Genomic DNA, 21204 nt, shown 5'->3' with positions numbered 1-21204 from the left:
GCGGGCTTGCTCGCGAATGCAGAGTGTCAGGTACCACATGCATTGACTGACACACTGCCTTCGCGAGCAAGCCCGCTCCCACCGGGGATATTCGCTGACCATCACTACTGTCGATATTCACCATCGCCACGATTGCCTTCCGCCCATCGTTCATGAAAGGCACGATTAGCGCATCCGACACACAACGAGGCGTTCACATGAAAATGCATACCCCAATCACCCTCTGCGTGAGTTTCCCGGTGTTCGGCAGCAACTACTACGAACAGCATGTAGTGAACCGCAAGGTGCCGACCCTGGTGTTCAACGAAGATTTCGAAGATCTTCTGATGCCCGCCGCGAGCAATCATTTCAGCAATGAAGTGGTCGGCTTCAACGATCAGTTCCGTTTTCTGAGCGACATCCTCGCCACCCATTTGCTGGACATCGAGGCCGCCGTGCCTGCGCGATCCAGCGTCCGGGCGAGCGCTCATTTTTAACCGTTGAGGGCGTTCCCCTTTCGGATGAACGCCCTCTTTTTCATTCAATCAGTCATCGTCGCGATCACGGTAATAACGACGCCCGTCGCGGCGATCGTCATCGCGGTCATCCCAGCGCCGGTCATGATCGTAATAGCGGCCATGATCACGGTCGTAATGCCGGCCATGCCGGTGGTCATCATCAAAGTCTGCAATACAGCCGCCGAGCAGTACGGCGGCGCAAACGGTCAGCAGCATCGTTGTCGCGCGCTTCATTCAACACTTCCCTAAAACCAAGGTCTTGACGACAGAAATCGCCGCGCTGCCGGTGTCGTCGGGACACGCTGCGCGCAGCCGCAGATACGACCGGGCAATCGGTCGATGATTCAGTGGCCACTATCGACCGTTTGTCGCCCCGCCTGCGCTGACCGAACAGCGGCGAAATGCCTCCTATACTGCTTGCAACCAACCCCCACGCAACGGATCTGCGCCCTCAATAACAACAAGCAGAGGTGGACCATGGTCTGGCAGCAAATTTATGACCCGTTCGGCAACCCGGTGCTCTCCACGCTGATGGCCGCCGTGCCGGTGGTGGTGATGCTCGCGGCACTGGCGTTTTTTCACGTCAAGGCGCATCTGGCAGCGTTGCTGGCGCTGGCTTCAGCGTTGCTCATTTCGATTTTTGCCTTCGATATGCCGGCGGGCATGGCCGGTTCGGCGGCGTTGTTCGGCGCGGCGAATGGCCTGCTGCCGATCGGCTGGATCGTCCTTAACATCATCTTTTTGCATCGCCTGACCACCGAGAACGGTTCGTTCAAAGTGCTGCAGGACTCTCTGGCGCGCATCACCGATGACCGCCGCTTGCAGCTGTTGCTGATCGCCTTCTGCTTCGGCGCGTTTTTCGAAGGCGCGGCGGGCTTCGGCACCCCGGTGGCGGTGACCGGGGCGATTCTGATCGGCCTGGGTTTTTCGCCGCTGGCGGCATCGGGCCTGGCGCTGATCGCCAATACTGCGCCGGTCGCGTTTGGTGCGCTGGGCACGCCGATCATCACCTTGGCCAAAGTCACCGGGCTGGACGAAATGGAGCTGTCGATGATGGTCGGGCGGCAGTTGCCATTCTTTTCGGTGCTGGTGCCGTTCTGGTTGATCTGGGCCTTTGCCGGGTGGCGCAAGATGCTTGAGGTATGGCCGGCGATTCTGGTGGCCGGCGTCAGTTTCGCCATCCCGCAATTCGTCGTGTCGAACTACCACGGGCCGATGCTGGTGGATGTGATCGCCGCGCTGATTTCCATGGCCTGTCTGACGCTGTTTTTGAAAGCCTGGAAACCGGCGACCATCCACACATCGGCGGCGCTGTCCGGCCGCGTCGACAATTCAAAGGTTGATGAACAAAACATCACCGCCAGCGCCGCGTTCAGCGATCAGGCGCGCCCGGCGGTGATGCGCGCGTGGATGCCGTGGATCATCCTCACCGTGTTCGTGTTTGCCTGGGGCACCCAGGGTTTCAAAAACATGTTCGATACGCGCCCGGTGATTGATCCGGTCACGCAGTCGGCCAAGCTTGATGCGCAAGGCAAACCCATGCGCGAGGCCAATCCGCTCTTCGCCCCGGCAGTGACCTTTACCAGCCTGCACCTGCAGATCGAAAAAGTCCCGCCAGTGGTCGCGGCACCGAAAGCCGAGGAAGCGGTGTACAAATTCACCTGGCTGACCGCGACCGGCAGCGGGATTTTGCTGGCGGCGATCGTGGGCGGCTTGCTGATGGGCTATTCGATCCCGCAATTGATCAAGCAGTACCTGCGCACGTTGTGGGTGGTGCGGTTTTCGCTGATCACCATTGCGGCGATGCTCGCGCTGGGCTTTCTCACTCGGTATTCGGGGCTGGATGCGACGATGGGGCTGGCGTTCGCCGCGACGGGGATTTTCTACCCGATGTTCGGCACCCTGCTCGGCTGGCTCGGGGTGGCACTGACCGGCTCCGATACCGCGTCGAACGTGCTGTTCGGCGGCTTGCAACGGGTGACCTCGGAACAGCTCGGGATCAGCCCGGTGCTGATGGCGGCAGCGAACAGTTCCGGCGGCGTGATGGGCAAAATGGTCGACGCGCAATCCATCGTCGTCGCCTCCACCGCGACCCGCTGGTACGGCCATGAGGGCGAGATCCTGCGTTACGTGTTTTTCCACTCCATCGTGCTGGCGATCCTGGTTGGCGGGCTGGTGACGTTGCAGGCGTATGTGCCGCCGTTTACTTCGATGGTGGTGGGGCATTAACTGGAGAAACACATCTCCACTGTAGGAGCGAGCCTGCTCGCGATAGCGGTCTGTCAGTCAAATCAGTATCAACTGACGGACCGCTATCGCGAGCAGGCTCACTCCTACAGGGGTTTTGTGTTGTTTTGAAGATTGATGAATCCAGCACATAACCCTTTAGCGCAAATCCGACAAAACCTTTTCCCCTCTCCGGCGGTCACTCCTTAACGAGACTGGCATGCATGCCGGCGCGCCCCTTTGGGCCTTTTTGCAATCCTGCCGCCCGATGAGACAAGGAATCGAATCATGCCGATTTCCCGACGCAATTTCATGATCCTCGGCGCCGTAACCGCGACGGCGTTCGCAATGCCCCCTTTCATCAGCCTCAAGGCCTACGCGGCCAGTCTGGAGCAAACGGCCATGAGCAAAGTCACCCTGCACGTCAACGGTAAACCGCAAACGCTGGATGTCGACAACCGCACCACCCTGCTCGATGCCCTGCGCGAACACCTGCACCTGACCGGCACCAAGAAAGGCTGCGACCACGGCCAGTGCGGCGCCTGCACGGTGATCGCCGACGGGCGGCGGATCAATGCCTGCCTGACCCTGGCGGTCATGCACGAGGGCAGCGAGGTCACCACCATTGAAGGCCTCGGCATGCCGGACAAACTGCATCCGATGCAAGCCGCATTCATCAAGCACGACGGTTATCAATGCGGCTATTGCACGCCGGGGCAGATCTGCTCGGCGGTCGCCGTGCTCAAGGAAATCCGCGACGGCATTCCCAGCCACGTCAGCCCGAGCCTGACCGAGCCGCCGAAGCTGATCGCCGCCGAATTGCAGGAGCGCATGAGCGGCAACATCTGCCGCTGCGGCGCTTACTCGAACATCATCGAAGCCATCACTGAAGTCGCGGAGGTGCCGGCATGAGAGCCTTCAATTACAGCCGCGCCGACTCGCCTGCCGCAGCCGCCGCACAAGCTGCGCAAGTCCAGGGCGCGAAGTTCATCGCCGGCGGCACCAACCTGCTCGACCTGATGAAACTCGACATCGAGACCCCGGCGCACCTGATCGACATCAACCACCTCGGCCTGGATCAGATCGAAGCCACGCCCGAGGGCGGACTGCGCATCGGCGCATTGGTGCGCAACACCGACCTGGCCGCCGATACCCGCGTGCGCAAGGATTACGCCCTGCTTTCCCGCGCCCTGCTCGCCGGCGCGTCCGGGCAACTGCGCAACATGGCGACCACCGCCGGCAACCTGTTGCAGCGCACCCGCTGCCCGTACTTTTACGACACGCACCAAGCCTGCAACAAACGCAATCCCGGCAGCGGCTGCGCAGCCATCGGCGGGGTCACACGGCAATTGGCGATCATCGGCGTCAGCGACGCGTGCATTGCCACCCACCCAAGCGACATGGCCATCGCCATGCGCGCCCTCGATGCGCAGATTGAAACGGTGAAACCCGACGGCAGCACGCGCAGTATCCCGATGGCTGACTTTCATCAGTTGCCGGGCAACACACCGAATATCGAAACCAGCCTCACGCCCGGCGAATTCATCACCGCCGTAACGCTGCCGCCTCCGGTCGGTGGCACGCACATTTATCACAAGGTGCGCGATCGCTCGTCCTACGCCTTTGCGCTGGTCTCGGTGGGTTTGATCCTGCAAAAGGACGGCACAGGCCGCGTGGCGGTCGGCGGCATCGCGCCGAAACCGTGGCGGGTCGAAGCCGCCGAGGCGCTGCTGCCAAAAGGCGCAAAAGCGGTCAGCGAACGCCTGCTCGAAGGCGCGACACCCACCGCTGACAACCAATTCAAACTGACACTGGTCGAGCGCACGCTGGCCTCGGTGTTGGCGCAAGCGAGGGAAACGGCATGAAATTCGACACGCCCGCCACCACCAACCCCATCGACCGCCTGAAGGTCGTCGGCCACCCCACCGAGCGCATCGAAGGTCCGCTGAAAACCAGTGGCCAGGCCACTTATGCCTACGAGCAACATGAGGCAGCAGCCAACCAGGCTTACGGCTTCATGGTCGATTCGGCCATCGCCAAAGGCCGGATCAAAGCGATTCATCTGGACGAGGCCAAAGCCGCGCCGGGCGTGCTGGCGATCGTCACTGCCGAGAACGCCGGCAAGCTCGCCAAGGGCGATTACAACGCTGCGCACCTACTCGCCGGGCCTGAAGTCCAGCACTATCAGCAGGCCGTCGCACTGGTCGTCGCCGAGACCTTCGAACAAGCCCGCGCCGCCGCGCAATGGGTCAAGGTTGATTACGAAACCACGGAAGGCAAGTTCGATCTGGCCAGCGTCAAAGATCTGGGCGTCGAGCCGAAAGACGAGTTGCCTGACGTCAATCACGGTGATTTTGACAAGGCGTTTGCCGCGGCGCCGGTGCAGTTCGATCAGACCTACACCACCCCTGACCAGTCCCACGCGATGATGGAACCGCACGCGACACTGGCCGCATGGGAAGGCGATCAGCTGACCGTGTGGACGTCGAACCAGATGGTCGCCTGGAGTGTCGGTGACATCGCGAAAACCCTCGGCCTGCCGAAGGAAAATGTCCGTTTGGTCTCGCCGTACATCGGCGGTGGTTTTGGCGGCAAGTTGTTCATCCGCGCCGACGTGATCCTGGCCGCCCTCGGGGCGCGCATGGCCGGCAGACCGGTGAAAGTCGCCCTGGCTCGCCCGCAGATGGCGAATAACACCACCCACCGCCCGGCGACGATTCAGCGCATCCGCATGGGTGCAACCGCTGACGGCAAGCTCACGGCCATTGCCCACGAAGGCTGGTCGGGCAACCTGGCTGACGGCAAGGTCGAACTCGCCGCGCAGCCGAGCCAACTGCTCTACGCCGCGCAAAACCGCCGCGTCAGCATGCGCCTGGCGCCGCTCGACTTGCCCGAGGGCAACGCCATGCGCGCGCCCGGCGAAGCGCCGGGGCTGATGGTGCTGGAAATCGCCATGGACGAAATGGCCGAACAGCTGAACATGGACCCGGTGCAATTTCGCATTCTCAACGACACCCAGGTCGATCCGGTGAAAACCGAGCGGCCATTCTCCCAACGCCAACTGATCAAATGCCTGCAGACCGGTGCCGAGAAGTTCGGCTGGAATCAGCGCAAGGCGAAGCCGGGCACGCACCGAGAAGGCCGTTGGCTGATCGGCATGGGCGTCGCCGCGGCGTTTCGCAACAACCTGCTGGTCAAGTCCGGCGCCCGCGTACGGCTGGAGCGCGATGGCAAAGTCGTCGTGGAAACCGACATGACCGACATCGGCACCGGTAGCTACACGATCATCGCGCAGACGGCGGCCGAAATGATGGGCGTTGGCCTCGATGATGTGGTGGTGCGTCTGGGTGATTCAAACTTTCCGGTGTCAGCCGGCTCCGGCGGCCAGTTCGGCGGTAACTGCTCGACCGCAGGCGTCTACGCTGCCTGCGTAAAACTGCGCGAAGCGGTGGCGGCCAGACTGGGGCTGGCGGCGGATCAGGCCGAATTCGTCGACGGGCAAGTGCGCGTCGGCAGCCAAAGCCTGCCGCTGCGCAACGCGGCGGCAGACGGCGCACTGGTCGGCGAGGACAGCATCGAGTTCGGTGATCTGGCCGAGAAATACCAGCAATCGACCTTCGGCGCGCACTTTGTCGAAGTCGCCGTCGATGCCGCCACCGGCGAAGTGCGCGTGCGGCGCATGCTTGCGGTGTGCGCTGCCGGGCGGATTCTCAACCCGACGTCGGCACGCAGTCAGGTGATCGGCGCGATGACCATGGGCGTCGGCGCGGCATTGATGGAAGAACTGGCGGTGGACAAACGCCTGGGCTTTTTCGTCAACCATGATCTGGCTGGATATGAAGTGCCGGTGCATGCCGACATTCCGCATCAGGAGGTAATTTTCCTGGATGAAACCGACCCGATTTCTTCGCCGATGAAGGCCAAGGGTGTCGGTGAGTTGGGGATTTGCGGCGTGAGTGCGGCGGTGGCGAATGCGATCTATAACGCCACCGGGGCGCGGGTCAGGGAGTATCCGATTACGCTGGACAAGATTCTTGATTCGTTGCCGGAGATGATCTGAAAACGTCCCTGTGGGCGCTGCGGCACGCTGCGATCTTTTGATGTTCAAAGCAAGATCAAAAGAATCGCAGCCTCGTTGCACTCGACAGCTCCTACAGGTGGCGCCACTTCACGGTAATTGCGTTGTTGCTCGAAGCGTTGCGCTGGGGCAGCAACGTTTGTGCGGGGTCAGCCCACCAGCGCAATCAACTGATGCCGCTGCGCATCGGTCAACATCGGCCCGAATCCCGCCCCGGCGTTATCGGCCATGTAACGCGGATTGCCGGTCCCCGGTATCACGCAGGTCACCGCTGGATGTGCCAGCAAAAATTTCAGCGCCAGTTGCGGCCAACTGTTGACCTGCACATCCGAGACCCACGCCGGCAGGGCTTTGCCCTTGAGCCGGGCGAGCAAATCGCCGCCACCAAACGGCCGGTTGCAAATCACCGCCACTCCACGTTCGCGGCACAGCGGCAGAATGCGTTTCTCGACACCTCGGTCGTCGAGGGCGTAATTGATTTGCAGAAAATCGAGCTTTTCGGCTTTCAGGACGGCTTCAACTTCGTCGTAGGCCGAGGAGGTGTAATGCGTGATGCCGATATAGCGAATCCGTCCCTGCTCTTTCCATTCGCGCAGCGTCGGCAGGTGGGTTTTCCAGTCGAGCAGGTTATGGATCTGCATCAAGTCGATGCGTTCGGTTTGCAGCAGGTTGAACGACTGCTCCATCTGCGCGATGCCCTCCTCACGTCCACGGGTCCACACTTTGGTTGCCAGAAAGGCCGGCGAGCGTGGTTCGTGAATCGATAGCAACTCGCCGGTGGTCTGCTCGGCGCGGCCGTACATCGGCGAGCTGTCGACCACCGTGCCGCCCTTGCGAAACAGTTCGCTGAGTACCGCCGGTAACTGTTTGTAAGCCGGATCACCCGGGGCGACGTCGAAACCGCGATAGGTGCCCAACCCGACCATGGGCAGCGACTCGGAGCTGGAAGGGATGGTACGGGTCTGCATAGTCTGCTCTCCTGCCTTGTCCGGCGAAGTGACGGTTGGCGGCAAGACAGTGGCCAGCGCCCGATCAACCGTAAAAACCGCCGTCGCCTCGGCAGCCAGCCTCAGCAAGCGACGACGGGAGTAACCCTCAGTGTGGCGCATGCGGGTCCTCCTGCTGCGCGGATCTGTTGCATGTTGTGTGCGACGGCTGTCAGGCGCAGTTGCTGAACTACACTGCGACAGCAAACCCCCTCACCCCGTTAAAAGTAGCCGAATGTCCCGAACGCTGATGTCACTCGTCGTTTTCATCGCTGCCGTGTACCTGGTGCTGTGTGCGGCGCTGTTCGTGTTTCAGCGTTCGCTGATCTATTTTCCACAGCCTGCCGCAGTAACCTCAGCAGATTCACGGCTGAAGCTGTCGATGCCGGACGCGGAGGTTTGGGTGACCACTCGCGAGCGCAGCGGATCGCGGGCACTGATCTATTTCGGCGGCAATGCCGAAGACGTTTCGCGCAATCTTGAGGAATTTGCCGAGGCGTTTCCCGATTACGCGCTGTATTTTTTGCACTATCGGGGCTTTGGCGGCAGCACTGGCTCACCTTCCGAAGCGGCGATTGCCGAAGATGCGCTGGCATTGTTCGATCAGGTGTATGCGAGCCACCCGCAAATTGCCGTGGTCGGACGAAGTCTGGGCTCGGGCGTGGCGGTGCGTCTGGTCAGCCAGCGGCCGGTGCAGAAGCTGATATTGGTGACGCCGTTCAACAGCCTCAAGGAAATCGCCGAGCAGCAATACCCATGGGTGCCGGTGAAGTGGTTACTCAAGGATCGTTTCGAATCGGGCAAGTACGCGGCGCATATCCGCGTGCCGACGTTGTTGTTGGCGGCCAGTGATGACGAAGTGATTGGACGCAGCAGCACGCAGCGGTTGTTCGAAAGCTTCCCTCAAGGCGTGGCGACGCTGAAGGTGGTACCGGATTCGGGGCATAACTCGATTTCCGGGCGGGGAGAATATTGGCGGTGGATGGGGGATGTGTTGAATCGCTGAGGTCGGGCCTGAGTGAGGAGTTGTTTCCACTGGCCCTATCGCGAGCAGGCTCACTCCTACATTTGGCATACCTTGCACCTGTAGGAGTGAGCCTGCTCGCGATGGCGTCGGTCCAGACGACACCATTCTGCGAGTTTAAAAATGCCCCCGCCGCCCCTGAACCAAGTCCGCAAACCCCAGTCCTATTCGCGCCGCCCTGCGCGGCTCTCCCACTTTAGCGCTGTCCCCCCTTGAGCTGCCCGTCCCATGCGCCACGCCGTTCGTTCGTCTCGCCTGCTTTCGCTGTGCCTGCTGATCCTGTCGCCACTGTTTGTGCCAACTGCCCATGCCGGAGCAGAGCGACAATTGGTGGCCGCCATCAACGACTATCGTGCGCATCCGCAGCGCTGCGAGCGCCGGCCGGGACAACGCCTGGCGCCTCTGACGTTGCAGGCGAATCTGGCCTTGCCGATCGGCTATCGCTATGGCGGCGGCATGCGGGAAGCGTTGAAGTCGTCCGGGTATTCGGCCGTCGCGGTGCGCAGCATTCGCATTGTCGGTGCCGAGGACGCCGACGAGGCTTTCGACCTGTTGCAGAGTGATTACTGCGCCGCCTTGCTGGATGCCAGCTATGCCGATATCGGCGTCAGCCGATCGCGCAATCAATGGCAAGTGGTGCTCGCGCAACCGGTGCTCGACCGTCGCGTCGGCGATAACCGCAGCGTTGGCAAAGCTTTGCTCGCCGAGGTCAACGCCGCCCGCGCCCGTCCGCGGATGTGCGGACGCCAGCGTTTCGCCGCGGCCCGACCACTGAGCTGGAATGCCGCACTGGGCGCAGCGGCACAGGGACACAGCAAAGCCATGGCGTATGGCAACTACTTTGCCCACCGCGACCCTGACGGCGATATGCCCGCCGATCGCGCCCGGGCTGCCGGTTATCGTGGTCGGCAAGTGGGCGAGAACATTGCCGCCGGACAAAGTTCGCCCGGCAAGGCGATGGCGGGCTGGCTGGCCAGCCCGGGCCATTGCGCCAACCTGATGAGCCCGATCTTCACGCAGGTGGGCGCGGGGTTCACCAGTGAATCGCGCAGTGATAAAGGCGTCTACTGGACGATGCTGTTCGGCGCGCCGTAAGTCACGGCTGGCTCCGGGCGTTTTCATCGCCGGGGGTGGCCGGGCGCGGCATGACGTGCTGATGTCCGGTCGGATCCTTGATCTGCACAACGTTGCCCTTCTGCCAGGCGTCAGCCCCAGGCGCAACAGGCGCCGGTTTGATCCCGGCGCGAGCCTGTTTCTTCTCGGCGCTGTCGACGCCCAGACGCTGATCGCGCTGGCGGACCATTTGCGCATCCGCTTGACCGTCAGCAGTGAAGCCCATCATCAATTGCGGCACGCCCAAAGGCAGTTGCTTGTCCTGATCGGTGTGCCAGGTGTGCCAGGTCTTGCCGTAGGTATTGGCGAGTTTTTCCATCAGACGGGTTTCCGCCACTTGTGGAATGCCTGGCGCGATCAGCTGACCTGAGGTGACTTCATGCGCGTGACTGTGCCACAGCGCCTTTTCCTTGGCAGGCAACTGCGTGAACAGACGCTGGCTGATGATGTACTCCACGCCCATCAACTTGGCTTCGGTGGTGTTGCCATCGTAGATCACGCACTGAAACACTTCTTCGTTGAGCGCCGAACAGTAGTGATGCGCTTCCATCTGGGCGTCAGGATGGCCGTTGTAGAAATGGAAGCCATCCAGGTACATGTTCAACGCACGGATCGGCGGCTTGTCCTGCAGCCACTGCGCGCCGACTTCGAGCATCTCTGTGTCGGAGGCTTTGGCCTGACCGGGCGTCTGCACCGGCGAATCGGTGTTGCTCATCGCGCAACCGGTCAGGGCCGCAACCATCAAGCCCACGGGAACCCAACGTCCCTGCAAGGTCGTGCTACGCATGTTTCGCTCCTCGATCATTCAGTGGCGGGCTGGCTTGCCCTGTTCTGCAACTGAAAGCAGGAGAACGACAGAGTTCGAAAAAATGCGCCGGGATCAGACCGGAGAAATCGTAGCGAGGACACCAATCAGAATGGTCAGGGTCAGAAAACCGCCGAGAAAAAACGCCATCTTGTACATACAGCTCTCCTCAATGCCAAACCTGCGGTGCACTGGACGCTTCGGGATGAAGACTTGTCGCGAGTGACCGCACTGCCGGGCATTTTGAGCGTGTGGCTGTGTTAGATACAGAGGCAGATGAGACTGAAAAATACGGATCAGATGCGCATCTGATCCGCTTCCGACATAGGCAGGTATTCAATTTAATATTCAAGGATCCCATTTCAGCCGGACTGATCTAGAGTCATTGCCGTCGAACAACAATAAAAAACAGGAGTGACCATGCCCGATCTCGCCTTACAGCCCAATGTCAGCGCATCCCTCGAGCGCTGGCACGAGATGATTCGCAGCGGCAATCTCACCGCCCTTCCCGAACTGCTTGATCCGCAAGCCGTGTTTCGCTCGCCCATGGCCCACACGCCCTACCCTGGCGCGCCGGTGGTGGCCATGATCCTTAACACCGTGTTCGAGGTCTTTGAGGATTTCACCTATCACCGCGAGCTGGCCACCGCTGATGGCTTGAACGTGATTCTTGAGTTCAGTGTCAGGGTCGGTACGAAAGAACTCAAAGGCATCGACATGATTCGCTTCGACGACAGCGGCAAGATTATCGAGTTTGAAGTGATGGTGCGGCCGCTGAGCGGGTTGCAGGCGTTGGGCGAGGAAATGGGCCGGCGGTTGGGTGCCTACCTGGCGAACGCGAAAATCTGAATTCCCCCCTACGCTCCTTCCAAATCCAGGCCACAAAAAAACCCACTGACCGTCGCCGGTTCAGTGGGTTTTGTGTGTCAGGGTTCTAGTTACAGAGCCATGTCACGTGCAGCGCTTTCCTTCGGTGCCACAGCCTTCTGAGCCGCAGCGCCGGCTGCCGGAGCAGCGGCCTGACCGATCACCGGAGGCGTCGGCAGTTCGAGGATCTTGGCGGTGTAGGCCCACTCTGCGGCCACTTTGGCCGGATCGCTGTTCAGCTGGGTACCGTAGCTAGGCACGATCTGGTGCAGCTTGGTCTGCCACTCAGGGGTCGCGACTTTGTCTTTGAAGACTTTCTGCAGCACGCTCAGCATGATCGGTGCAGCGGTCGACGCGCCTGGCGATGCGCCCAGCAGGCCGGCGATGGAACCGTCTTGCGAGGTAACGATCTCGGTGCCCAGTTTCAGCACGCCGCCCGCGGCTTCATCACGCTTGATGATTTGCACGCGCTGGCCGGCTTGCCACAGGCGCCAGTCTTCAGCCTTGGCGTTCGGGAAGTACTCCTTCAGCGCGTTCAGACGGTCTTCATCCGACAGCATCAGTTGACCGGCAAGGTACTCGACCAGCGGGTATTCCTTGATGCCGACCTTGGTCATTGGCCAGATGTTGTGGGTGGTGGTGCTGGTCAGCAGGTCCAGGTACGAGCCTTCCTTGAGGAACTTGGTGCTGAAGGTCGCGAACGGGCCAAACAAGATGACGCGCTTGCCGTCCAGGACACGGGTGTCCAGGTGCGGAACGGACATCGGTGGCGCGCCAACCGAGGCTTTACCGTAGGCCTTGGCCAGATGCTGTTCGGCAATGGTCGGGTTCTCGGTCACCAGGAACGAGCCACCCACCGGGAAGCCTGCGTATTCCTTGGCTTCAGGAATGCCCGACTTTTGCAGCAGGTGCAGGGCACCGCCGCCAGCGCCGATGAACACGAACTTGGCGTCGGTTTCGGTTTTGCTGCCGTCTTTGAGGTTTTTGTAGCTGACGCGCCAGGTGCCGTCGGCGTTCTTGGTGATGTCCTCGACTTCGCTCGACAGTTTCAAGTCGAAGTTAGGCTTGGTCTGCAGGTGCGCGGCGAACTGGCGGGTGATTTCGCCGAAGTTCATGTCCGTTCCCAGCGGGCTCCAGGTGGCCGCGATTTTCTGGTTCGGGTCACGCCCTTCCATCATCAACGGGACCCACTTCTTGATCACAGCCGGGTCTTCGGAGTATTGCATGCCAGCGAACAGCGGGCTCGCTTGCAGGGCTTCGTAGCGCTTTTTCAGGAACTTGATGTTGTCATCGCCCCACACGAAGCTCATGTGCGGAGTTGTGTTGATGAACGAGCGCGGGTTCTTCAGAACGCCTTGCTGAACCTGCCAGGCCCAGAACTGACGGGACACCTGGAACGCTTCGTTGATCTCGACAGCTTTCGGGATCGTCACGTTGCCTTTGTCGTCTTCCGGGGTGTAGTTCAGCTCGGCGAGCGCCGAGTGACCGGTACCGGCGTTGTTCCAGCCATTGGAGCTTTCCAGGGCGACGCCATCGAGGCGCTCGACCATTTCCATCGACCAGCTCGGCTCCAGCTCATTGATCCACACACCCAGGGTGGTGCTCATGATGCCGCCGCCGATCAGCAGGACGTCAACTTTCTTTGCTTCTTCAGCATTGGCGGACGACATCCCCATCGCCAAAGCCAGCCCCAGCAAGGCTGTGTTCACTTTTTTAAACATCTGTTGCACCTATGGATAAAACGCCTTCCGCCCGCCGCTGTTATCTGTATGCGCTCCGCTTGGCTGACGCTCAGGCTCGCGTCGCGGATGACGGCACACTTCAATATTGACGGGTGGGCACACAAGGCCGACATGCCGCATCGACCCCAGTTAATGTCCCTTCTGAACTGACTTCTTATCGTTATTGGCTTCAGCTGCTTGAGCGACAGGGATCCCGTCGGCCCGCCCCAAAAGGCAGGCCAACCGAATTAGGTCAAACCAAGTTGGCGCGAAGAATATCACGTCAGGGCAAACTCGCGCGTCGCTTCTGACCTGAAAGTCTTTTTGCACTCAGGCACTTATCGGCCGACAAGCGCCGAACATGACCCGTCGACGCTGCACAATCCCGAAAGAACCTGCTACGTTGTACGATGACTGACGAATTCAGCAGTCAACAACCCATAACAACAAGGAAAATCTTCAATGAACAAGACCCGCCTCCTGATCGGTTTTCTCTGCGCCTTCAGCGGCTACGCCATCGCCGCCCCTGCCCCGGCCGAGAAAGATGTCGCCCAAGCGGTTGATCACCTGACCCAGGCGATGCTGCACAAGGACATTGCCGAGCTCAACGCACTCACCGCGCCCAACCTGACTTATGGCCACTCCAGCGGCAAAATCCAGGACAAAAAGGAATTCATCGCCGACATCGAAACCGGCCGAAGTGCATTCAAGACCCTTGAAATGCAAAAACAGACCATCACCCTGTCTGGCGATACCGCGCTGGTGCGTAACCATTTTTCCGCGCAGGCGTTGAAGGGTACCGAGGTGATTCCGACCGAGATCGAAAATTTTCAGATCTGGCAGAAGCAGGATGGCAAGTGGTTGTTGATCGGACGGCAGGCGTTCAAGTTCTGATCGAAGGTCAATTGGCCTGATTCAATGTTGTCTGGGCGGGCCTCTTCGCGGGCAAGCCCGCTCCCACAGGGTTTGGTGGTGTTGAGTTCCTTGTGGGAGCGAGCCTGCTCGCGAAGGCGGCCGGCCAGGCGCTATAAAAACTGCCTGCTTCAACTGAATTTCAAAGCCGAAACCGATCCACCGACTGCGCCAACTGCCCCGCCAGATTCGACAACTCATCTGTCGTCGTAGCTGTCTGCCCGATCACCCGACTATTGCCCTCGGACATTCCGGCAATCATTTCCACCTGATGAGCAATCTCATTGCTGGCGTGACTCTGCTCGCCAATGGTGCGGGTGATGTCGTTGACCAGTTGCGTGGTGTTCAGTGTGGCTTCAAGGATTTCGCGAATTGCCCGCTCCACCTCGGCCGTCACTGCCATGCCCTTGTCGACTTGCGCCACGCCGGCCTCCATGCTGCTGACCGCTTCGCGCGTGCTGTTTTGAATGCGCGCGACCATCGCGGCAATCTCCTGGGTCGACGCGCTGGTGCGCGCCGCCAGGCTGCGCACTTCATCGGCCACCACGGCAAAGCCGCGGCCCTGTTCGCCGGCGCGTGCGGCTTCAATTGCGGCATTGAGCGCCAGCAGGTTGGTCTGGTCGGCGATGCTCTTGATCACTTGAATGATGTTGAAGATCGCCTCGGATTCCTGGTCCAGCGTGCGAATCACCTGCGCCGACTGTTGCGCCGAACGCGCAATGTCGTCCATGTCGCTGACCACTTGATGAATCACCCCGCCGCCCTCCTTGGCCAGGGTTTCGGCCTGATTGGCCATGTGCAGGGCACGCTCGGCGTGGCGGGTGATTTCTTCGATGCTGGCGGTCATCTGGCTGGCGGCGGCCGCCATCGTACCGGCGGCGACACTTTGTTGCTGACTGCTGTCGGCGACCTGATGGCAGCCCTGACTGAGTTGCTCGCTCATGCCGCTGACGCCGTGGGCGTTGCGCCGCACCACATCGATCATGTTGCGCAAATCCCGTTGCATCGTCGCCAGCGTGCGGATCAGAACACTGGCTTCGTCTTTACCGGCGGGTTCGATGATCGGTTCGCTGAGATTGCCATGGGCGATGCTTTCAGCGATGCGGCTGGCGGACTTGAGCGGGCCCATGATACTCAGGATGACCCAGCGCCCCTGCCCCAGCAGCAACACAAGGCCAGCAATCAGCACCACGCCCAACGCGAGGTTGGCATGGCGGATGGCAGCTTCGGTGCCTTCGCTGGTGTGCAGGGTGTTGCTTTCAATGAGTTCGCTGAGCGCGCCCATCTGCTCTTCGAGTTGGGTAAACGCGCTATTGAAGGTGCCAAGCTGTTGCTGGGCGGCGTCCGGATTGTCCAGCGCCACCGCGACGATCTGTTCGCCGGTCTTGATGTAGGTGTCGAGGCTCGGCTTGATTTGCTCCAGCGCCGTGCGCAAGGTCGGGTTGATCGGCAGTTTCAGGTTGTCTTCGAGCACCTGGTGAAAATGCCCGGCGTGCTCGGCAATCGACTCACGCACTTCAGCGGCGGTACTGGTGCTTTTGCCCAGGCCGACCAGCAGCGCCGAATAAACATCGGCGCGCAGGGCGTCGTGCATCATGTCCGCTTCCATGTGGTTGCGCAGCGCACTCATGCTGGCGGCATTGTCGCTGACGGCGGCAGCCATCCGCTGGTTACCGACATAACTGACCAGACTCACGATCAGCGCCGTCAACAGACTGGTCGCAATCAGCAACACCAAACGCAGTTTGATCGACACCGTGGAATCTCCCCTGGACACGCGGAATTGCGCTTGTCGGGTTTCAGTTAAGCCTATTTCGCTATACCTGCCGACACAGAGCGTATCGGCTGATGTCAGCACCGACTTGAATCCGGCAAAACTTTTGCTTTGAGCGGCCAGTCACATTTTGCAGCGCCGATGGATTCGCCTTCATCGCCGGTTAACACAGGCAAGGTATCGAGTCCGTCGTCAAGAACACTCATGCAGCTAAAGGAAACGCTAATGAAACGCGCATTGTGGTTAGGTCTGCTCGGCACCTTCGCCATCGGTTCGGCACAGGCAGCAACGGAAAAAGTCGCGATCAACCTGGTCAGTGCCGACGGTGCGCCGCAGGCGATCGGCTCGATCACGGTCAGCGAGACCCCGTATGGTCTGCTGTTCACGCCCGATCTGAAATCGCTGCCGGCCGGCGTTCACGGCTTTCACGTCCATGAAAACGGCAGTTGCGAGGCCGGCGTGAAGGACGGCGTCAAAGGTGCCGCGTTGGCGGCTGGCGGACATTTTGACCCGCAGAAAACCGGCAAGCACCTCGGGCCCTACGCCGACGGCCATCTGGGAGACTTGCCAGCGGTGTACGTGACGGCGGACGGCGTGGCCAACTATCCGGTGCTCGCCCCGCGCCTGAAGAAAATCGCCGAGATCGAAGGCCACGCGCTGATGATTCACGCCGGTGGCGACAACCATTCCGATACGCCCAAACCACTGGGCGGTGGCGGCGATCGCATGGCTTGTGGGGTGGTCTGAGCCTTCAGCGCGGCGCTCGGCGCCAACCTGCCAATACCAGCAAAGACAGCCCGGCGCCGAACAGCGCCAGGGCCATGTCTTTCTGCGAATCCCACGGATCGTTCTGCGCGCCGACGAACGCCTGGCCGGTGTCATCCCCCAGATAGGCGCCGCCCACCCACTCGATCAATTCGTACAACGCCGAGGTTGCGAGGACCACGTTCAAGGCCAGCAGCGTCAGCCAGGCGCCGCGCAATGGCGTCAGGCGCAGCAGCACTTCGCGTATCGGCCAGACCAACAGCAATCCGTAACTCAGGTGCACCAGCCGATCATAGTGATTGCGTTCCAGGCCTAGGGTCTTGTTGACACTGACGCCGGTCAGCAGCGTGCTCCACTGATCGTAAGGCACTCGCGAATAGGTGTAATGGGCGCCTACTTCATGGATGCACAGGAAGGCGAAGATCATCCCCAACGACAGTGTCGAGAGGCGAAAACGCCGATGCGCCAGCAGCAGGGTCAACACCAGCGCCACCGCGAGGACATTCTCCAGCAACCAGTCGACGCGGCTGCGCGGGGCAATGCCGAGCACGATGGTCAACAGGACAAATGCGCCGAACAATGCGGCTTCGATTCGCGGATCTGCGGGGCGTACAACGTTGTGGCTGACTCTGACGAGCATGATTCGTTTCTCGGCAATGCAGGCATGCGGTAGACCCTTCGCCGCTTCGCCCGGTTCCTCACCGCTGCGTTTTCGTCGCGTACGGAACTCCCGCGCGCGGTTTACCTCTGACGTTATGCAGTCCCTTCCTTTTTGCTTCGCGCTTGTGGAGGAACACGTCATGCGCAAGTTAGTCCTGGTTTCTTCTTTACTTCTCTGTCTGCCGGTCGGTTCGGCGCTGGCCCGCGTCGATGCGGGTGATGTTGCCACCTCGGCGGGTGTCTCCGCGTCGCTGTACTCGACCTTCAAGGACGACAAAATGGTGATTCCGGCCCGTGACGACGTGTCTGCCTTTGTCGCCAGCGGCGGGGCCATCCGTGGGGTTTATCTTGAGTCGGTACTGCAACAGGTGCGCCAGGCCAACCCTGGCCTCAATGCCAGTGACGAAGACCTGGCCAACGCCATTCTGGTGCAATACGAAGGCCTGCATCAGTAGCCACGAGGGAAGCAGCGGCCGATGGACGGCCGCTGAGTGCACATAGGCAAAACTGTCCGACGGCCTCTATGATGGAGGCCATGACGACGAACGTGCCCTTGCGCTCTCCCTGCCCACCCGGCGCCTGCATCTGCGGGCGCGATCCGTTGCTGGAAACGCCCGGTGCGGATCTGCGCATTCTGCGCCTGACTCGCGCCGAGGAAAAAATCCTCCTGGCGCGCCTGGAACAACTCAAAGACCTCGACGATCTCAAACGCCTGCAGCAGCGCATGTTTGAGCAACTGGGCATCCGCGTCGACGTTGCTCCCGGCTTCAACGAAGTGCGCACCATGCGCGGTATCGCCATCCACATCGACGACTTGCCCGGCCTGTGCCGCAAGACTCGCGCGGCGATCCCGGCGGCGATTCGCAAGGGCCTGGAAAACCACCCGCAAATCGCCTTCGAACTGCTCAACGCCCACGACTTGCTACGCGACACCTGATCATTTTTTCAGGCCGACGCGTTTACGCATTTCTGCGGTGATGGTCTGTCGGGTTTTCTTCAGGTCCGCCCAAGGCTCCTCGCCGACCTCGGCCAGGCGCTCATGGACGTTGTGGATGTTCCAGTGGTTGCCGCCCTTGATCTCGGCGACTTCCTCGCGAAACACCGGCACGGACACCGGCATGCCTTCGCGCGCGCGCGCCGCGTAGGCACAAATAGTGGTGGCGCCCAGACCGTTGCGCAGGTAATCGATGAAGATCCGCCCTACGCGGTTTTTCGGCCCGGACACCGCAGAAAAACGGTCCGGCAACAGCTTGGCCATGTGGCTGACAATGGCGTGGCTGAAGTCCTTCACTTCGTCCCAGCCGTGCTTGCGGGTCAGCGGCACCACCAGGTGGATGCCCTTGCCGCCGCTGGTTTTCAGAAAGGCCTTGAGGCCCAATTCGTCCAGCACGGTGAGAGTCAGCGCGGTGGCTTCGACCATGCTTTTCCAAGGCAACGCCGGGTCCGGGTCGAGGTCGAGGACAAAGCGATCAGGCTTGTCCAGGTCGACGGTCGTGCCGTTCCAGGTGTGCAATTCGACCGTACTCATCTGCACCGCACCAATCAGCGCCTCGGCATTGTTGATCAGCATCACGGGCTGGCCGGTGAGGTCCTTGTCCAGCGAAGTGATGCCGGGGATCGCCAGGCGTTCGGCGTTTTTCTGGAAGAACAGTTCGCCAGCGATGCCATCCGGCGCACGCACCAGCGCCACGGGGCGATCCTTGAGTTGCGGCAGGATATATTCGGCGACGCTGGCGTAATACTGCGCCAGTTGCATTTTGGTGGTGCCGCTGACCGCGTCGATTACCCGATCCGGGTGGGTGATGCGCACCTTGCCACCAGCCAGCCCCGACTGCGACGGCGCGGTTTCGGCTTTGCTGGCAGCGGTTTTCTTTGCCGGTTTCTTCGCGGCGGTTTTGGTTGTTTCGCTCTTTGCGGGTTTTTCAGACTTGGCAGCTTTCACAGGCTTCGCTCGCTCCTCTGTAATGTCCTTGGCCGGTTTGTCGTCGCGCAATCCATGGAACACGGCGTGGCGCACCGAGCCGTCCTTGGTCATTTCCGCAAACGCCACTTCGGCCAGTAACCTGGGTTTCAGCCAGTGCACGCCTTTGGCCTCGAAACCGCTGGGCGGGTTGACCACCGCGGCGCTTTTGGCGTGCAACGGTTTGAGCTGGGCGAGGATGCTTTTCAACGTGGTTTCGTTGAAGCCGGTGCCGACCTTGCCGGCGTAGCGCAACTCGCCGCTGTCACGGTCATGCAAGCCAAGCAACAAGGCCCCGAACGCACTGCGCGCACCTTTCGGATCGGTGTAGCCGACGATGACGAACTCTTGGCGATGTTTGCACTTGAGCTTGATCCAGTCACCGCTGCGCCGCGACACGTAGGGCGAACCGAGGCGTTTGCCGATCAGCCCTTCCATCTGCATCTGGCAGGCGCTATTTAACAGCGCATCGGGAGTTTCTTCGAAAGCCTCGGAAAAGCGCAGCAGCGAGGATTCTGGCTGCGCGCCGAGGATGGTGCTCAGCGCGGCGCGACGCTCTTCGACTGGCACGTCGCGCAGGTCAACGCCGTTGAGATACGGCACGTCGAACAGGTAATAAACGATGTTGCCACTGCGCCCGGCATCGAAGGCGTTTTGCAGGGCCTGAAAATCCGGCACGCCCTGCTCGTTGGCGACGACCATTTCGCCGTCGAGCCAGGCCGACTCCAGACCCAACGCGGCCAGGGCCTTGGCCTGTTGCGGCAGTTTGTGCGTCCAGTCATGGCCGTTGCGGGTGAACAGCTGAACCTCATCGTGGTCGATCCGCGCCATGATCCGGTAGCCGTCAAACTTGATCTCGTAGCTCCACTGCCCTTCGGGCGCGCTGTCGACCAGGGTCGCCAGTTCCGGCTTGATCAGCGCCGGCAGCTTGGCCTTGCGCGCACCGGTGAGCTGGCCGGACGCTTGCTTGCGCGGCTTGGCCGGGGCTTTCTTGATCGGTTTGGCCTTATCGGCGGCAGGCGCAGATTTACCGACAATCGTGCGCTCGCTGAGCACGCTGTCGGGCTCGGCGACCAATACGTCGAAGTCATCCTGCGGGCGCGCGGCGTTGTCCTGATGCTTGATCAGGAACCACTGCTCTTTCTTGCCCGGCATGTGCGTGCGCACCAGATTCCAGACCCCGGCCAGTTTCTCGCCCTGCAATTCGAACTTGAGCCGGCCCTTGGCGTAGGCCTTGTGCGGATCCTCGAGAGGAATCCATACACCGCGATCCCAGACAATTACGTCACCGGCACCGTAATGCCCCTCGGGAATGCTGCCCTCGAACGTGGCGTAATCCAGGGGATGATCCTCGACGTGAATCGCCAGGCGCTTGACCTTGGGATCGAGCGAAGGCCCTTTCGGCACCGCCCAGCTCTTGAGGGCGCCATCAAGCTCCAGACGAAAGTCGTAATGCAGGTGCGAAGCGTCGTGCTTCTGGATGCAGAACTGCAAGGCATGGTCTTTGGCGGCCCTGCGACCGGGGCGCTTGACCGCCGCCGGTTCCGAAGTCGCCGAAAAATCGCGCATACGGTTGTAATCGTCGAGGTTGCTGTTCATGGGCGCACCGATTGCAGACGGGTTCTGTTATGCAGAAGAGCGACACGGCAGCGGAAAAATTCAATCGACGTAAAAAAGCCCCGGACGGATGGAGCGGCCGGGGCTGGTAGCGACACATCCAGTAATTGCATCGGCTGGCAAAAAATTCCCTGTGTCCGGGCTTGCTCGCGCAGGCGTCAGGTCAGCCAGCATCGATGGTGAATGCACCGCCCCCTTC

The 21204-nt window shown here is 60.9% G+C and carries 19 protein-coding genes; 12 read left to right on the top strand and 7 right to left on the bottom strand.

The window, feature by feature from the left end:
- Positions 1-203: 203 nt before the first annotated feature.
- Positions 204-476 (top strand): hypothetical protein, encoded by a 273-nt coding sequence (locus HU765_RS05575; protein ID WP_186619341.1) that lies wholly within the window; start codon positions 204-206, stop codon positions 474-476.
- A 48-nt stretch (positions 477-524) separates the two neighbouring features.
- Here the strand turns inward: HU765_RS05575 and HU765_RS05570 are convergent, their stop codons facing one another.
- Positions 525-731, bottom strand: coding sequence for a hypothetical protein (locus tag HU765_RS05570; protein ID WP_186551619.1), 207 nt, complete (start codon positions 729-731; stop codon positions 525-527).
- Positions 732-974: 243 nt separating this feature from the next.
- On the opposite strand from HU765_RS05570, the gene HU765_RS05565 reads away from it, so the two are divergent.
- The 4 genes from HU765_RS05565 to paoC all read left to right on the top strand — a co-directional run bounded on the left by HU765_RS05565 (position 975) and on the right by paoC (position 6783).
- Entirely contained in the window at positions 975-2726 is a 1752-nt protein-coding gene (locus tag HU765_RS05565) for an L-lactate permease (RefSeq protein ID WP_186619328.1), read from the top strand.
- Positions 2727-3011: 285 nt separating this feature from the next.
- Positions 3012-3635 (top strand): aldehyde dehydrogenase iron-sulfur subunit PaoA, encoded by a 624-nt coding sequence (gene paoA, locus HU765_RS05560; RefSeq protein WP_186619327.1) that lies wholly within the window; start codon positions 3012-3014, stop codon positions 3633-3635.
- A complete protein-coding gene (locus HU765_RS05555; protein ID WP_186619326.1) occupies positions 3632-4588 on the top strand; it encodes a xanthine dehydrogenase family protein subunit M in 957 nt (318 codons plus the stop codon). The genes paoA and HU765_RS05555 overlap by 4 nt, the downstream gene beginning before the upstream one ends.
- On the top strand, positions 4585-6783 hold the full coding sequence (paoC, locus tag HU765_RS05550) for an aldehyde oxidoreductase molybdenum-binding subunit PaoC (RefSeq protein ID WP_186619325.1): 2199 nt from the start codon (positions 4585-4587) through the stop codon (positions 6781-6783). The genes HU765_RS05555 and paoC overlap by 4 nt, the downstream gene beginning before the upstream one ends.
- A gap of 167 nt (positions 6784-6950) precedes the next feature.
- On the opposite strand, the gene HU765_RS05545 is transcribed toward paoC, so the two are convergent.
- A complete protein-coding gene (locus tag HU765_RS05545; RefSeq protein ID WP_186619324.1) occupies positions 6951-7910 on the bottom strand; it encodes an aldo/keto reductase in 960 nt (319 codons plus the stop codon).
- Between the two features lie 112 nt (positions 7911-8022).
- On the opposite strand from HU765_RS05545, the gene HU765_RS05540 reads away from it, so the two are divergent.
- Both HU765_RS05540 and HU765_RS05535 read left to right on the top strand, forming a co-directional pair.
- Positions 8023-8793 carry an alpha/beta fold hydrolase gene (locus HU765_RS05540; protein WP_186619323.1) on the top strand — a complete coding sequence of 257 codons (771 nt, stop codon included), beginning with the start codon at positions 8023-8025 and terminating at the stop codon, positions 8791-8793.
- Between the two features lie 246 nt (positions 8794-9039).
- Positions 9040-9906, top strand: coding sequence for a CAP domain-containing protein (locus HU765_RS05535; RefSeq protein ID WP_186619322.1), 867 nt, complete (start codon positions 9040-9042; stop codon positions 9904-9906).
- Between the two features lies 1 nt (position 9907).
- Here HU765_RS05535 and HU765_RS05530 read toward each other — a convergent pair whose 3' ends face one another.
- Positions 9908-10711, bottom strand: a complete 804-nt coding sequence (locus HU765_RS05530; protein ID WP_186551627.1) for an OBAP family protein — start codon at positions 10709-10711, stop codon at positions 9908-9910.
- Between the two features lie 438 nt (positions 10712-11149).
- Between HU765_RS05530 and HU765_RS05525 the strand changes: the two genes are divergently transcribed.
- Positions 11150-11578 (top strand): nuclear transport factor 2 family protein, encoded by a 429-nt coding sequence (locus HU765_RS05525; protein WP_186619321.1) that lies wholly within the window; start codon positions 11150-11152, stop codon positions 11576-11578.
- 89 nt (positions 11579-11667) lie between these two features.
- Here HU765_RS05525 and mqo read toward each other — a convergent pair whose 3' ends face one another.
- Entirely contained in the window at positions 11668-13317 is a 1650-nt protein-coding gene (mqo, locus tag HU765_RS05520; protein WP_186551629.1) for a malate dehydrogenase (quinone), read from the bottom strand.
- A gap of 462 nt (positions 13318-13779) precedes the next feature.
- Between mqo and HU765_RS05515 the strand changes: the two genes are divergently transcribed.
- Positions 13780-14211: a nuclear transport factor 2 family protein gene (locus tag HU765_RS05515; protein WP_186619320.1), complete on the top strand. Its 432-nt coding sequence runs from the start codon at positions 13780-13782 to the stop codon at positions 14209-14211.
- Positions 14212-14371: 160 nt separating this feature from the next.
- On the opposite strand, the gene HU765_RS05510 is transcribed toward HU765_RS05515, so the two are convergent.
- A complete protein-coding gene (locus tag HU765_RS05510; RefSeq protein ID WP_186619319.1) occupies positions 14372-15985 on the bottom strand; it encodes a methyl-accepting chemotaxis protein in 1614 nt (537 codons plus the stop codon).
- Positions 15986-16228: 243 nt separating this feature from the next.
- Here HU765_RS05510 and sodC point away from each other — a divergent pair, with 243 nt between their 5' ends.
- The gene (gene sodC, locus HU765_RS05505) at positions 16229-16750 is read left to right on the top strand and encodes a superoxide dismutase family protein (RefSeq protein WP_186619318.1); all 522 of its coding nucleotides are present in this window, start codon (positions 16229-16231) and stop codon (positions 16748-16750) included.
- Between the two features lie 4 nt (positions 16751-16754).
- On the opposite strand, the gene HU765_RS05500 is transcribed toward sodC, so the two are convergent.
- Positions 16755-17408, bottom strand: a complete 654-nt coding sequence (locus HU765_RS05500; protein WP_186619317.1) for a DUF2238 domain-containing protein — start codon at positions 17406-17408, stop codon at positions 16755-16757.
- A gap of 160 nt (positions 17409-17568) precedes the next feature.
- Here HU765_RS05500 and HU765_RS05495 point away from each other — a divergent pair, with 160 nt between their 5' ends.
- Together HU765_RS05495 and HU765_RS05490 are read left to right on the top strand one after the other, a co-directional pair.
- Positions 17569-17883, top strand: coding sequence for a DUF2388 domain-containing protein (locus tag HU765_RS05495; RefSeq protein ID WP_186551634.1), 315 nt, complete (start codon positions 17569-17571; stop codon positions 17881-17883).
- Between the two features lie 80 nt (positions 17884-17963).
- Positions 17964-18365 (top strand): hypothetical protein, encoded by a 402-nt coding sequence (locus HU765_RS05490; RefSeq protein ID WP_186619316.1) that lies wholly within the window; start codon positions 17964-17966, stop codon positions 18363-18365.
- Here HU765_RS05490 and ligD read toward each other — a convergent pair whose 3' ends face one another.
- Positions 18366-20987: a DNA ligase D gene (gene ligD / locus HU765_RS05485; RefSeq protein ID WP_186619315.1), complete on the bottom strand. Its 2622-nt coding sequence runs from the start codon at positions 20985-20987 to the stop codon at positions 18366-18368. It abuts the gene before it with no gap.
- Positions 20988-21204: the final 217 nt, after the last annotated feature.

Origin of the sequence: Pseudomonas sp. SWRI81, assembly GCF_014268545.1 — a bacterium.
GTDB lineage: Bacteria > Pseudomonadota > Gammaproteobacteria > Pseudomonadales > Pseudomonadaceae > Aquipseudomonas > Aquipseudomonas hamedanensis.
The sequence above is the reverse complement of the archived record's forward strand: the minus strand, read 5'-3'. Positions and strand labels throughout refer to the sequence as shown.